This is a genomic window from Maricaulis maris MCS10, assembly GCF_000014745.1.
GTDB classification, from domain to species: domain Bacteria; phylum Pseudomonadota; class Alphaproteobacteria; order Caulobacterales; family Maricaulaceae; genus Maricaulis; species Maricaulis maris_A.
Genome location: NC_008347.1, coordinates 944686 through 956982, shown reverse-complemented (window position 1 = coordinate 956982; position 12297 = coordinate 944686). Strand labels below are relative to the sequence as shown.

The following is a 12297-nucleotide window of genomic DNA, read 5'->3' as shown; positions in this document are numbered from 1 at the left end:
CGCATAGTCGATCAAGTTATCAGATTTACACGAGTGACCATGAACGCGCGATTACTGATTCTTCTGCCCGCCGCCCTGATATCCGCTCCGGCGCTTGGTCAGGGTGACAGCTCACCGCTGGACCCGTTGTTCACCTGCCGCGACATTGTCGATGACAGCGCCCGCCTGGCCTGTCTGGATGCGGCTGTCGACGCCCTGCGCGGCGACACCGAACGCGGCGATGTGGTCGCGGTCGACCGCGAGCAGATCGAGGCCGCCGAGGAGGCGACCTACGGGCTGAGCATTCCGCAGCTGCGTCTGCCGGGCCTGTCCCTGCCCGGCGGGGGCGAAGATGTCGAGCTGGCAGCCCTGGAAGCCGAAACCGCCTCGCCGGACCGGACAATTATTCGTGATGACAACGGCCAGATCGAGCGCATTGAAGGTCTTCGCGTGGTCGAGATTTCCGAGAACCGCTCCGGCGACCTGATCGTCCGCCTCGCCAATGGCCAGGTCTGGCGCCAGACCGACAACACCCATGTCCAGCTGTCGCGCCGTCGCGGCGTAACCGAATACACAGCGACCATCTCCAACGGAGCCCTGGGCTCCCATTTCATGCGCCTGGACAATGGCGGCCGCCGTTTCCGGGCCGAACGTGTCGAGTAACCAATCGAGGGTCTCATGACAATCTCACGTCACGCGGTGATCGCCGCGCTTCTTCTTTCCACCGCGCTGCCCGCCAGCGCGCTCGGCCAGCAGGCCGATGACGCGGTGGATGGCATCCTCGCCTGCCGCGGCATCACCGAGACCGCAGCCCGGCTGGCCTGTTTCGACGGCGCCGCCGAACGCCTGGCCAGCGACCGCGACAGCGGCGAGCTGATGATGGTGACGCGCAGCGATATTGCCGCCGTCGAGGGTGACAGCTTCGGCTTCTCCATGCCGTCCCTGCCCCGCCTGCGCCTGCCGCGCCTGACAATTGCCGCCGCCGACCGCCAGCACGACGCCCTGGCCGGCGCTGACATGGTCGACCGGACGGACGACGCGCCTGCTGCTGTGGCCGATGCGACGCCGCCGGCAACCGCCCAGGCGCCCGCCTCCGCTTCTGCGTCTGATTCTGCTGCTGCTCCGACACCGGCTCCGGCCCCCGCCGCTCCCGCCGCTCCGGCCGCCGCAGCCACCGAGAGTTCGGTCGCCATCGTCGAGCGGACAGAGGACGGCGACGTCTTCCGGGTCGAGATGCAGATCGAGCGCACCCGCACGGTCGGCTACAACACCACGGTCTTCTACATGACCAATGGCCAGGTCTGGCGCCAGACCGACAGCGGCCGCGTCCGCGTGCCGCGCGGCGACAATCTCACCGCCGAAATCCGCCGCGGCGCGATGACCAGCTACCTGTTGCGCATCAATGGCCAGGGCCGCGCCATCCGGGTCGAGCGCCAACGCTGATCCGGACTACCCGACACAGTACCAACAAGGCCGCCGGAACTGATCCGGCGGCCTTTTTTGTGGGGCGCGCCCAAAAGGGGACAGGTGTAATTAACGCATCGCGACATGGACGATCAGCGCTGACGGGACAGGGCGCTAATTATACCTGTCCCCTTTTGATCACCCGCGGGGATGTAGCGGCGATTCTAAATGGTGCCTGTCACCCTGCGTTCCGTCACGGAGCGTTACCAGCCACGATTACGGCCATGTCCCTGCTTTTCTCTGTCACTTTTCCCTTTAATTTACAAAAACTGCAACACCCGCCAACAATAATACTACAGATAAGACTGCTACAATTCTCTTATCTCTACCAATATAAACGCATGCCGCTGCCCAAACGAATAACAATGAGAAAAATACGTAAGGGAAGAATGAGTTTCCAAATACACCAATTCCCAGAAAAAAAGAAAATATCATGATGAAATCCACCACGGCGAACTTTCTTTTAAAAGGAAGTAACATTATTGGTTCCCAAATTGCCAAAAACCGGTACCGAAACCGGGGACACGTACCGGTTTCTGGCCTGAAAAACGGGACAGACACAATTCCCACCTGAAAAACGGGACAGACACAATTCCCACCCCTCGACGTCCGCGCCTGACGCAAACCGCACCATAAACCGCTTGCCGAGACCTCGCCGTATCCGCTTCTTCAGGTCAAGGGCGGCGCAGCCGCCGCTTCGCGGTTTCACCCTTGAGCTGAAGAAGCGGATACGGCCTGCTGGCTGACAAGCGATCTATGGACAGCCCCGCGCGCGGCGCCCGCGTTGCAGTTGGGATTAATCGGTGCCTGGCACCATTTTTCTGTCGCATCAACGGCTCCGGCCGCCATCCGCGTCGAATGCCAGCGCCAGGGCGAATACACAGGGCAAATTGAAAGGCCGTCGGAGCGATCCGGCGGCCTTTCTTTTTTGTGTGCCTACCCAATGATTGTCATCCCTGATGGACGCCCCGCGCAGGCGGGGCGAAAGTCAGGGACCTAGCTGGTGGCGACCACATGGGTCCCCGCCCTGCGTCCGGCCTTCGCCGGACATCCCGCGGGGATGACAAAAGAGCGTAAGAGCCCTTTGATATCGCTGTCCGGCGCGCCTACCGATCCTTGGGATCGATCGCGTCGCGCAGGCCGTCGCCGATGAAGTTGAGGCAGAACAGGGTCACCATCATGGTCACGGCGGGTCCGATCAGTGTCCAGGGGGCCGGTTCCATGTCCTGGGCGCCGGCCGAGATCAGGCGACCGAGCGAGGTCAGGGGTTCCTGGACACCCAGGCCGAGGAAGCTGAGGAAGCTTTCGGCCAGGATCACGACCGGGATCATCAGCGTGACATAGACCACGACCGGGCCGAGCACGTTGGGGATGATGTGGCGCTGGATGATGTTCGGACGCGAGACACCGGCGGCATGGGCAGCCTCGACGAATTCCATCCCCTTCAGGGCAATGGTCTGGCCGCGCACGATCCGCGCCATGGTCAGCCATTCGACGGCACCGATGGCGACGAAGATGAGGACGATATTGCGCCCGAAGGTGACCATCAAGATGATCACGAAGAAGATGAAGGGCAGCGAGTAGAGGATGTCGACAAAGCGCATCATCAGCTGGTCGACGCGGCCACCGATGAAGCCCGCCGTCGCGCCCCAGGTCACACCGATCACCAGCGACACAAAGGTTGCGACAATGCCGACCATCAGCGACACGCCCAGCCCGACCAGGATGCGCGCGACCATGTCGCGGCCCTGGGCGTCGGTGCCGAGGATGTGCAGGTTTTCCATGGTCGGCCCGATCCACACGCGGTCACGGTAGATGGTGTCGTAATCATGCACCCAGAGCAGCTGGCCAACCGTGGCCAGGAAGACCAGGATGCCCAGAACGATCATCGACGCCACGGCGGCCCGGTTGCGCATCAGGCGCGCGCGCGCATCATCCCAGAGCGAACGGCCCTGGACGGCGGCTTTCTCGAGCAGCTCGGCCTTTTCCTGCGGTGTGGTGAGCATGGTCATGACTCGTATTTCACCTTCGGATTGAGCACGCCGTAAAGCAGGTCAGCGAGCAGGTTCAAAACGATGATCAGGGTCGCATAGACGATGACCACGCCCATCACGACGGTGTAATCGCGCTGCAGGGCGGCGTCGACGAAATGCCGGCCGATGCCCGGCAGCTGGAAGACCAGCTCGATCACCAGCGAGCCGGAAATCACGGCCGCCGAAGCCGGTCCGAGATAGGAGACCAGCGGCAGGATGGCCGAGCGCAGGGCGTGGCGGATGATCACCGCCGGCGCCGACAGGCCCTTGGCCCGGGCAGTGCGGATATAGTTGGAGCGGACAACCTCGATCATCGAGGCCCGCATCAGGCGGGCAATGATGGCGATCTGCGGCAGGGCCAGCGTGATGACCGGCAGGATGAGCCGGTCCGGCGTCATGCCATAGCGCGGATCGAGGCCGCCTGTGGGTACCAGTCCCAGATAGAGACCGAAGACCAGCGCCAGAATGGGACCCATCACAAAGGGCGGAATGGATATCCCGACCATGGCGAAGGTCATCACCGAGAAATCGGTGCCGGTATTCTGCTTCAGGGCGGCGATCGATCCGAGCAGGCTCCCGAGCCCGATGGCCAGCAACATCGAGCACAGGCCGATGGTGGCAGAGACCGGGAAGCCTTCCGCGATGATCTCGGCGACTTGCTTGTCGCGCAGTTTCAATGACGGTCCGAGGTCGCCCTGGAAAAGGTTCCCCATATAGTCAAAATACTGAAAAATCAGCGGCTTATCGAGGCCATAGCTGGCCATGATGACCTGGCGCGTCTCCTCCGGCATCGGACGTTCGAGATCGAACGGTCCGCCCGGGGCGACACGCATCATGAAAAAGGCGACCGTGATGATCACCAGAATCGTGGGGATGGCGACGCTGAAGCGTCTGAGTACAAATCCAAGCATAAATTGTTCGGCTCAGTCCAAGGTTCGCGCAGTTTCTATGCGAGACGCCTGATGTCAATGAAGGGTCTGTTGCTGTAATGCAGCATCATCGGCTGCCAGCGGCGGCAAGGGAGCCGTCCGCGATAGTGTGGGCTCGACTGTCGCCTCACTGATAAAAAACTGGGTCATGATCAGCGCCAACATGAGCCAACCCAGCCGCAAGATGCGCTTGCCTAGAAATCGACCGGCGTTCACATTCCCCTCCCGTGACCAAGACGACACACGCCGGTTACGCAAAATCCGCGCCGTCCGTGATCCGGAGTGAATTGCAAGTGTCCGGCGAATGCCTAGGATGCGGCGCGGTTGCGAGTAGAAAGGCCTATCCATGCACAGTGCGCTGTGGTGGCGAGATTTCGAGTTCCAGGACGGTATCGTCACCGTCAAGAAGACGGGTGCCCGCCTTCCGCTCAAACTGGGACTGATCGGCGAGGTCCTGTCCTGGTTTCCCTTCTACTTCATCGTCGAGGGCTGGCGGATCAAGTCGGCCCTGCGCACCGACGGGCCGAAGATCTGGTTCGCACCGGACCGGCCGCGGCCCTGGTACCTGATCTGGTCCGTCCTGCACGCCGCCGGCGCCCGCATCGCCCGTCAGCCAAGCGAAGCCGACGCGGTCTTCGTGTTCGATGATTCGACCACCTGCCAGCCCTGCCAGGTCCCGCCAGGCGCGCGCGTCATCAATCGCGACTGCCAGAGCATCGAGAAAAGCCATGTGGCGCGCGTGTTCGAGCAATCCTTCGGCTATTCCCTGGCGGTCGACCCGACGAGCTGGACCGGCCCGATGGTGGAGAAGTCCGAGCTCAATGGTGCCCATGACGGCCGTGTGATCCAGGGGCCGATCGAGGCCGCGCGGCCCGGCCAGGTCTACCAGCGCGTGATCGACAACACCGTGCCGGGCGGCATGGTCGAGGACCTGCGCTGCGCCACCATGGACGGTCAGATCCCCATCGTCATCCGCAAGCGCCGCAAGCTTGCCACCCGCTTTTCCAATTCCAATCACGAAATCGAATGCGCCGAGACGAATGACGTCTTCACGGCGCGCGAGCGTGATCAGCTGGCGGCCTTCACGCGCGCCATGGGGCTGGACTGGGGCGGGCTGGACGTGCTCCGCGATCGCGAGGACGGACGGCTTTATGTCGTGGATGTGAACAAAACTGATATGGGTCCGCCGGTCGCAATGCAGTTGGATGACAAGATCAAAGTCACCAGACGGCTGGCCGCGGCATTCCTGGAATTCCTCGGCCACCCCAAACCGGAACCGGCCAAGCAGATCCCATGAGTTCAATTCCCTTCGTACGCGATTTCGACTTCGAATACGGGCGTTGCGACACGCTCTCCCCGCTGATCCGGCGCGTCGTCGCGCCCAATCCCGGCCCCTTCACCTTCACGGGTACCGGTGTTTACATCATCGGGCATGGCTCAGTCGCCGTCATTGACCCCGGCCCGGTCGACCCGGACCACATCGCCGCGCTGGACGCGGCCCTCGAGGGCGAGACTGTCAGCCACGTCTTTGTCACCCATCATCATCTCGATCATTCGCCCCTCGCCCACCCGCTGGCCGAAAAACATGGGGCGAAAGTCTATGGCTTCGGTCCGCAGCAGACGGCACCGGCCGGCGGCGAGGTCCGCCTCGAGGCCGGCGATGATGTCGGTTTCCAGCCGGACATCCAGATTATCGACGGCCAGGTCTTCCAGGGCGAAGGATGGTCCTTGCAGGCCCTGCACACGCCCGGGCACACGTCCAACCATGTCTGCTACGCGCTGCTGGAGGAGAATACGCTGTTTTCCGGCGACCATGTGATGGCCTGGTCGACCAGCGTGATCAGTCCGCCGGACGGGCATATGGGCGATTATCTCTACCAGCTGGGCCGCATGCGGGACCGCGATTTCGATCGCCTTTGGCCGACCCACGGCCCGGCGATCGAGAGTCCCAGCGCCTTCATCCAGGCCTATATCGACCACCGCCTGGCCCGCGAGGACCAGATTCTCGCCTGTCTCGCCGACGGCCATACGACGATCCGCGAGATGGTCGAGGTGATGTATGTCGATGTCGACAAACGCCTCCACCCCGCCGCCGCCCATTCGGTGCTGGCGCATGTGATCCACCTCGTGGAACTGGGCAAGGTCGCCAGCGACACGGCCGACCCGATCGGCCTGACAGCGACGTTCAGATTGGCCGACGCGGCCTAGGCACACCTTGTCATCCCCGCTGGATGTCCGGCGAAGGCCGGACGCAAGGCGGGGACCTAACTGCCCGCAATCACATAGGTCCCTGACTTTTGCCCGGCCTTCGCCGGGCGTCCATCAGGGATGACAAGCGCCGAGCTACCCGGCGTCGCCCTCGCCGCCCATCACGGCCAGGAACCGCTCGACCCGGCGCGCATTGCGGCCGAGATCGTGGACGGGCTGGCGGGCCAGGGAGCGGATGTCGATCTGCGTGCGCCCGTCTTCGAGTTCGCGCACACGCACCGAGATATCGTCCCGAAAACCGTAAACCAGGCCTTCGGCGCCGGCTTCGAACATGCCGGCTGAATCCGAGGCGGTCCCGATCCGCCAGCCACTGTCGCGGGCATAGACCAGGGCTTCGCGGAAGGCGGAGCGGGCGTCCTGTTCGATGATCAGGCTGGTGAGGTGCGGATAATGCTCGGCCTGGACGACAGCCGAGTCCGGATCATAGTCCAGCGAGCGGCGGGCATCGCCGCGGCGCGACGCATAGGCGGCGGTGAAGTGCGGCGGTTCGGCAGCGTCGGTGGTCACGTCCAGCACATAGGGGCGGCTGGCGGTCAGCCCGTCGTAAACATAGCGCCCGGCATAGCCGCCGCCCGCGATCACCAGGGCCAGGATGGGCAGGCTGACCACACCGACCCAGCGCCGCGCCGCAAACCGGTGGGCGACAAGCAGGATGCCCATCAGCACGCCGGCAACAGCACAGGCCAGAACCAGATGCGGCCCGATTTCCAGCGTCATCCAGTCGAGACCGAACTCATAGCCCCAAAAGCCCAGCTTGGTGCCAAGTGCGGCGACCAGGAACCAGAGCGGCGTCGCCAGCACCAGAAGGACCAGGATCCAGCCGAGCGTCTGGATCACCAGGCGCAGAATATTCGTCAAAGCGTCCACAACTCGGGCCCCCTCAGGCATCCGGTTCAGGGATACAACCGGGTTACCGTCCAAGTCGACCCCAAATCCGGCCTGTCAAAAAACATTCTATCATGGAGACGGAAGGGCCGGTCGCGCCAGAACTCGAGGCTCAACGGGCGGATGCGAAAGCCCGACCAGTGCGGCGGCCGTGGCACCTCGCCCAGACCGAAGCGCGCCGCCTCGCGAGCAACCGACTTTTCCAGGGCGAAACGGCTTTCCAGCGGGCGCGACTGTTTCGAGGCCCAGGCGCCGATCCGGCTGTCCCGCGCCCGGGAGGCGAAATAGGCATCGGCCTCCCCGGCGCTAACCGGCTCGACCGCCCCCCTCACCCGCACCTGACGACGCAGGGACTTCCAGTGAAAGCACAGCGCCGCCTGCGGATTGTCCGCCAGCTGCCCGCCCTTGCCGCTTTCCAGATTGGTGTAGAAGACGAAACCGTCGGCATCGACATCCTTCAAAAGCACCATGCGCACATCCGGCAGGCCGGACGCATCCGCCGTCGCCAGCGCCATCGCGTTGGCGTCATTGGGCTCTTTCTTCTTCGCCTCGGTCAGCCAGTCGGCAAACAGGGCAAAGGGCTCATCCCTATCAAAGATCTCCGCGGCATTGGCGTCTGCCGTCTTGGCATAGGCGTCGGCATCGGGTGTGGCGGGAATGAGTTTGTCGTCAGACATGTCGGGCGCTCCTGGAACACGTGCGCCTAGGTAAGCCCATGGCACGCCGCGTCAAGCTTTGGCGGTGCGTCATTCGCCCGCGGACGGGCTGGTGGCTAGAACAGGAGCGCTGCGCGCAGGCCGATCCATAAATCGCTTGTCAGCCAGCAGGCCGTATCCGGTTCTTCAGCTCAAGGGTGAAACCGCGGAGCGGCGCCTGCGGCGCCCTTGACCTGAAGAACCGGATACGGCGAACTCTCGGCAAGCGGTTTATGGTGGGGTTTGCGCTGGGGGCGCGGGGGAGTAGAGGGGCGTTAGTGAAAAACGGTACGTGTCCCCGTTTATTGGAAAGGAATAACCGGGACTGGCACTAATTTCAGTTAGTACAGAAGCGTCATACAGAAGGCGGTACGACGTCAGGTCAGGCGCACCCGCGCGCCTGTTGCACCATAAATCCCTTGCCGGGAGTTCGCCGTATCGGGGTATTGAGCTCAAGGGTGAAACCGCGAAGCGGCGGCTGCGCCGCCCTTGACCTCAATACCCCGATACGGCCCGCTGGCTGACATGGGATTTATGGTTCATCGCGCGCGGGGCGCGCGTGAAATCAGTACGTGTCCCTGTTCTTTCCCGTCTATCCAGGTTTCCCGCCCGTCAACCTTTCAGGAATCTTCTCGTGTTAGATCAAGCTCATGACATCGCGTGTTGTGAGTTTGGATGCGGCTTTCGCTGTCCTGGGCGTCGCCCCGGTGGACGGTGTTGCGGCGGCGCGTGCGGCGTTTCGCAGCCGCGTCAAACGCCTGCATCCCGATGTCACGCCGCCGACTGCTGCGACGCTGGCCGAACTCGCCCGGATTGTCGCCGCCATGGACTATATCCGCGCTTCGGCGCCGGTCTGTCTGGAAATCGAGATCACGGCGGCGCAGGCAGAACGCGGTCTGACCCGCACCCTGCGCCACGGCGACAAATCCCTGCTGGTTCGCATTCCGCCCGGCACACGTGACGGGACAGACCTGGCCGCCGTCGGCGAAGAGCGCATCAGCGTGACGATCCGCGTGCAGTCCGCCGAGGAGGCGCCGGTCGATCCGCGATCCGATTTCCCCGACGCCGCCGACCTCGACGCCTTCATGCACGAATTCTCACGCCCCTCGGTGACCACCCGCCTCGCCCGCTGGGTCCGCAAAGCGCAGTCGGCGGCGTGACGTAGCCACGGCCTGTGTCTAATCTGCCCGCACTCAAGGCGGATACATCATGTCACACAACACGTTCGGACATCTTTTCCGGGTCACCACCTGGGGCGAAAGCCATGGCCCCTCCATCGGCGCGGTCGTCGATGGTTGCCCGGCCGGCATTCCGCTGACCGAAACCGATCTTCAGCCCTTCCTCGACCTGCGCCGTCCGGGCACTTCGCGCCATGTCACGCCGCGCCAGGAACCCGACCAGGTCCGCATCCTGTCCGGCACGTTCGAGGATGACCGCACGGACGGGCCGGTGACGACGGGCGCGCCGATCAGCCTGATGATCGAGAATACCGACCAGCGCTCGAAGGATTACAGCGCCATCCGCGACAAATGGCGTCCCGGCCATGCCGACTACACCTATGACATGAAATACGGCATCCGCGATTATCGCGGCGGTGGCCGTTCCTCGGCCCGTGAGACGGCCATGCGGGTCGCCGCCGGCGGCATTGCCCGCAAGGTGCTGGGCGACGGCATCTCGATCCGCGCCGCGCTGGTGCAAGTGGGTGATCGCGCCATCGACCGTAGCCGCTGGGACTGGGACGAGGTGAGCAACAACCCTTTCTTCTGCCCCGACGCCACAACCGCCGCCCTGTGGGAAGCGGACATGGACGCGCTGCGCCGGGCTGGTTCATCGACCGGCGCCATCGTCGAAGTCGTGGTCTCCGGCGTCCCGGTCGGCTGGGGTGCCCCCGTCTATGCCAAGCTCGACAGTGAGCTGGCCGCCGCCATGATGACCATCAATGCGGTCAAGGGCGTCGAGATCGGGGCCGGGTTCGGCTCGGCCGCGATGCGCGGTGAAGACGCCGCGGACGAGATGCGCATGGGCGAGGACGGGCCGGTCTTTTTGTCCAACCATAATGGCGGCGTGCTGGGCGGCATTTCGACCGGGCAGGACCTGGTGGTCCGCTTTGCCGTCAAACCGACCTCCTCGATCACGGTCGAGCGCAACACGCTGGACCGCAATTTCGAGGAGACCGTGATCGAGACCCGCGGCCGCCATGACCCCTGCGTCGGCATCCGTGCCGTCCCGGTCGGCGAGGCCATGGCAGCGCTGGTCCTGGCCGACCAGAAGCTGCGCCATGCGGGCCAATCGGCGTACTGACCCCAAAGGTGAACCCGGCGTTCATGTTCGGCTCATACGCGAATCTCTAGGCTTGCTGCAGATTGGCCGGGTCTGCCCGGCGACAGCCGGAGAACGCCCCATGCAGCTGCTCAAGCACAAATGGCTTTGCGCCTCGCTCGCCACACTCATCCTCCTGCCGACAGCTTTCGCAACGGCACCGGCCGAGGCCCAGCGCCGCGGCGGTGGCGATGAGGTCCGGCGCTCGGATGGCAATGATTCCGGTCGTGGGGCCCGTCGTGGCGGCAATCCGCAACGCGGCGAAGCGCGGACAGAGCGGACGCGACGCGATGCAGCGACGCGACGCGATGCACCACCGGTCACCCGGCCGACCTCACGCGACCGCCCGGGTCCGACATCCCGTCCGGACCGACCGCGACGCCCTGAATCACGCCCAGGTGGCCGCAGCCCCGACGCCCGTCCGGGTGGTCGCCGTCCGGACGCCCGCCCCGGTGGCCGCGGACCGGACACCCGTCCCGGTCGTCCTGCAACCCGCCCCGGCGGCACGCGCCCCGATACCCGGCCCGGACGTCCGGGTCGCCCGGTCGGTGTGAACCCGAATGACCGCCGCCCGGATGCTCGCCGCCCCGGCGGTACACGCCCCGATACCCGCCCCGGACGTCCAGGTCGCCCGGTCGGTGTGAACCCGAATGACCGCCGCCCGGATGCTCGCCGCCCCGGCGGCACACGCCCCGATACCCGCCCGGGTCGCCCCGGACGCCCCGACACACGCGGGCCCGGCGATCGCCGCCCGGACACGCGGGGCCGTGATGGCCGTCGTCCCGATACGCGGCCAGACCGGCCCCGTCGCCCAGACACCCGCCCGGGCGGCCGTCGACCTGACAGCCGGCCAGGCCGCGGCCACCGGGATACCGGTTGGGATCGTGACCGGCGCCGGCCGGACGCACACCGCCCCGGATACCGACGCGACTGGCGCGAATGGCGTGACCGGGATGACCGTCGTGACCGTCGACGCTGGGAACGCGCGCAGCGGCGTTACAACTTCTATCACGACCAACGTCGACATCAGGCCCAGCGCCGCTGGATCCGCCACATGAACCATGGCTGGTCGAACTCGCGCTATTACGGCAGCTGGGGACCGTCCAGCCGCTGGCGCTACAACACGCGCTATTATGATTACGGCTATTCCAACCGCCAGTTCGCCTATTACGACGGCATTTGCCGCTATAACAACAATGGTGACGGTGCCGTGGTCGGCGCCCTGCTGGGCGCCATCATCGGCGGCGCAGCCGCAGGCGATGACAGTGTCGGTGCCGGCATCCTGCTCGGCGCAGGCTTCGGTGCGGCCCTGGGCAGCACGGTCAGCCGTTTCGATGATTGCGATCGCGCCCAGTATCACTACGCGATGAATTACGCCTTCGAGTACGGACAACCCTATTACTGGGGCAATCCCTATTCCGGCGTGCGCGGTGCGGTGATCATCCGCGAGACCTATTACAATGCCGGCGTCGAATGTCGCTGGGGTGATGCCGAAATCTACATGCCCGACGGCACCTATAATTACGACCGGGTTCGCATGTGCCGGGACGCCTATGGCGACTGGCAGGTCTCGCAATACCAGTAGGCGCAAGCCAGACAGACCGGTGACCCTGTGTGCGTGGGGTCACGAAGGAGAAAGGCCGATCCAGCCGGGTCGGCCTTTTTCTTGCGTATTGTTCATTGTGCCGTTCATGTGCGGCTCATCGACGGCGCGCTAGACCTTGG

The 12297-nt window shown here is 64.5% G+C and carries 11 protein-coding genes; 7 read left to right on the top strand and 4 right to left on the bottom strand.

Translation table 11 applies throughout. The features are described 5' to 3' along the window. The first annotated feature begins 39 nt into the window (after positions 1–39). Together MMAR10_RS04480 and MMAR10_RS16025 are read left to right on the top strand one after the other, a co-directional pair. Complete coding sequence (locus MMAR10_RS04480; RefSeq protein ID WP_011642804.1) at positions 40–642, top strand: hypothetical protein; 603 nt, start codon at positions 40–42, stop codon at positions 640–642. A gap of 15 nt (positions 643–657) precedes the next feature. Further along, positions 658–1422, top strand: a complete 765-nt coding sequence (locus MMAR10_RS16025) for a hypothetical protein (RefSeq protein WP_011642803.1) — start codon at positions 658–660, stop codon at positions 1420–1422. A 1127-nt stretch (positions 1423–2549) separates the two neighbouring features. Here the strand turns inward: MMAR10_RS16025 and MMAR10_RS04470 are convergent. Then, positions 2550–3455 carry an ABC transporter permease subunit gene (locus MMAR10_RS04470; protein WP_011642802.1) on the bottom strand — a complete coding sequence of 302 codons (906 nt, stop codon included), beginning with the start codon at positions 3453–3455 and terminating at the stop codon, positions 2550–2552. Further along, the gene (locus tag MMAR10_RS04465; protein WP_011642801.1) at positions 3452–4387 is read right to left on the bottom strand and encodes an ABC transporter permease; all 936 of its coding nucleotides are present in this window, start codon (positions 4385–4387) and stop codon (positions 3452–3454) included. The genes MMAR10_RS04470 and MMAR10_RS04465 overlap by 4 nt, the downstream gene beginning before the upstream one ends. 364 nt (positions 4388–4751) lie before the next feature. Here MMAR10_RS04465 and MMAR10_RS04460 point away from each other — a divergent pair, with 364 nt between their 5' ends. Together MMAR10_RS04460 and MMAR10_RS04455 are read left to right on the top strand one after the other, a co-directional pair. Next, on the top strand, positions 4752–5702 hold the full coding sequence (locus tag MMAR10_RS04460; RefSeq protein ID WP_011642800.1) for a hypothetical protein: 951 nt from the start codon (positions 4752–4754) through the stop codon (positions 5700–5702). After that, a complete protein-coding gene (locus tag MMAR10_RS04455) occupies positions 5699–6613 on the top strand; it encodes an MBL fold metallo-hydrolase (protein ID WP_011642799.1) in 915 nt (304 codons plus the stop codon). The genes MMAR10_RS04460 and MMAR10_RS04455 overlap by 4 nt, the downstream gene beginning before the upstream one ends. A 135-nt stretch (positions 6614–6748) precedes the next feature. On the opposite strand, the gene MMAR10_RS04450 is transcribed toward MMAR10_RS04455, so the two are convergent. Further along, positions 6749–7540, bottom strand: coding sequence for a DUF1499 domain-containing protein (locus MMAR10_RS04450; protein WP_011642798.1), 792 nt, complete (start codon positions 7538–7540; stop codon positions 6749–6751). Between the two features lie 26 nt (positions 7541–7566). Continuing rightward, complete coding sequence (pdxH, locus tag MMAR10_RS04445) at positions 7567–8235, bottom strand: pyridoxamine 5'-phosphate oxidase (RefSeq protein WP_011642797.1); 669 nt, start codon at positions 8233–8235, stop codon at positions 7567–7569. A gap of 668 nt (positions 8236–8903) precedes the next feature. On the opposite strand from pdxH, the gene MMAR10_RS04440 reads away from it, so the two are divergent. The 3 genes from MMAR10_RS04440 (at position 8904) to MMAR10_RS16870 (ending at position 12157) form a co-directional block, all read left to right on the top strand. Beyond that, positions 8904–9413 (top strand): hypothetical protein, encoded by a 510-nt coding sequence (locus tag MMAR10_RS04440; RefSeq protein WP_011642796.1) that lies wholly within the window; start codon positions 8904–8906, stop codon positions 9411–9413. A gap of 49 nt (positions 9414–9462) precedes the next feature. Continuing rightward, on the top strand, positions 9463–10554 hold the full coding sequence (aroC, locus tag MMAR10_RS04435; RefSeq protein ID WP_011642795.1) for a chorismate synthase: 1092 nt from the start codon (positions 9463–9465) through the stop codon (positions 10552–10554). Positions 10555–10654: 100 nt separating this feature from the next. After that, positions 10655–12157, top strand: coding sequence for a glycine zipper domain-containing protein (locus tag MMAR10_RS16870; RefSeq protein WP_011642794.1), 1503 nt, complete (start codon positions 10655–10657; stop codon positions 12155–12157). Positions 12158–12297: the final 140 nt, after the last annotated feature.

Coding starts and splice junctions, on each gene's coding strand:
- MMAR10_RS16870 (WP_011642794.1), top strand. CDS start 10,655: ATGCAGCTGCTCAAGCACAAATGGCTTTGCGCCTCGCTCGCCACACTC.
- pdxH (WP_011642797.1), bottom strand. CDS start 8,235: ATGTCTGACGACAAACTCATTCCCGCCACACCCGATGCCGACGCCTAT.
- MMAR10_RS04440 (WP_011642796.1), top strand. CDS start 8,904: ATGACATCGCGTGTTGTGAGTTTGGATGCGGCTTTCGCTGTCCTGGGC.
- MMAR10_RS16025 (WP_011642803.1), top strand. CDS start 658: ATGACAATCTCACGTCACGCGGTGATCGCCGCGCTTCTTCTTTCCACC.
- MMAR10_RS04455 (WP_011642799.1), top strand. CDS start 5,699: ATGAGTTCAATTCCCTTCGTACGCGATTTCGACTTCGAATACGGGCGT.
- MMAR10_RS04460 (WP_011642800.1), top strand. CDS start 4,752: ATGCACAGTGCGCTGTGGTGGCGAGATTTCGAGTTCCAGGACGGTATC.
- MMAR10_RS04470 (WP_011642802.1), bottom strand. CDS start 3,455: ATGACCATGCTCACCACACCGCAGGAAAAGGCCGAGCTGCTCGAGAAA.
- MMAR10_RS04465 (WP_011642801.1), bottom strand. CDS start 4,387: ATGCTTGGATTTGTACTCAGACGCTTCAGCGTCGCCATCCCCACGATT.
- MMAR10_RS04480 (WP_011642804.1), top strand. CDS start 40: ATGAACGCGCGATTACTGATTCTTCTGCCCGCCGCCCTGATATCCGCT.
- aroC (WP_011642795.1), top strand. CDS start 9,463: ATGTCACACAACACGTTCGGACATCTTTTCCGGGTCACCACCTGGGGC.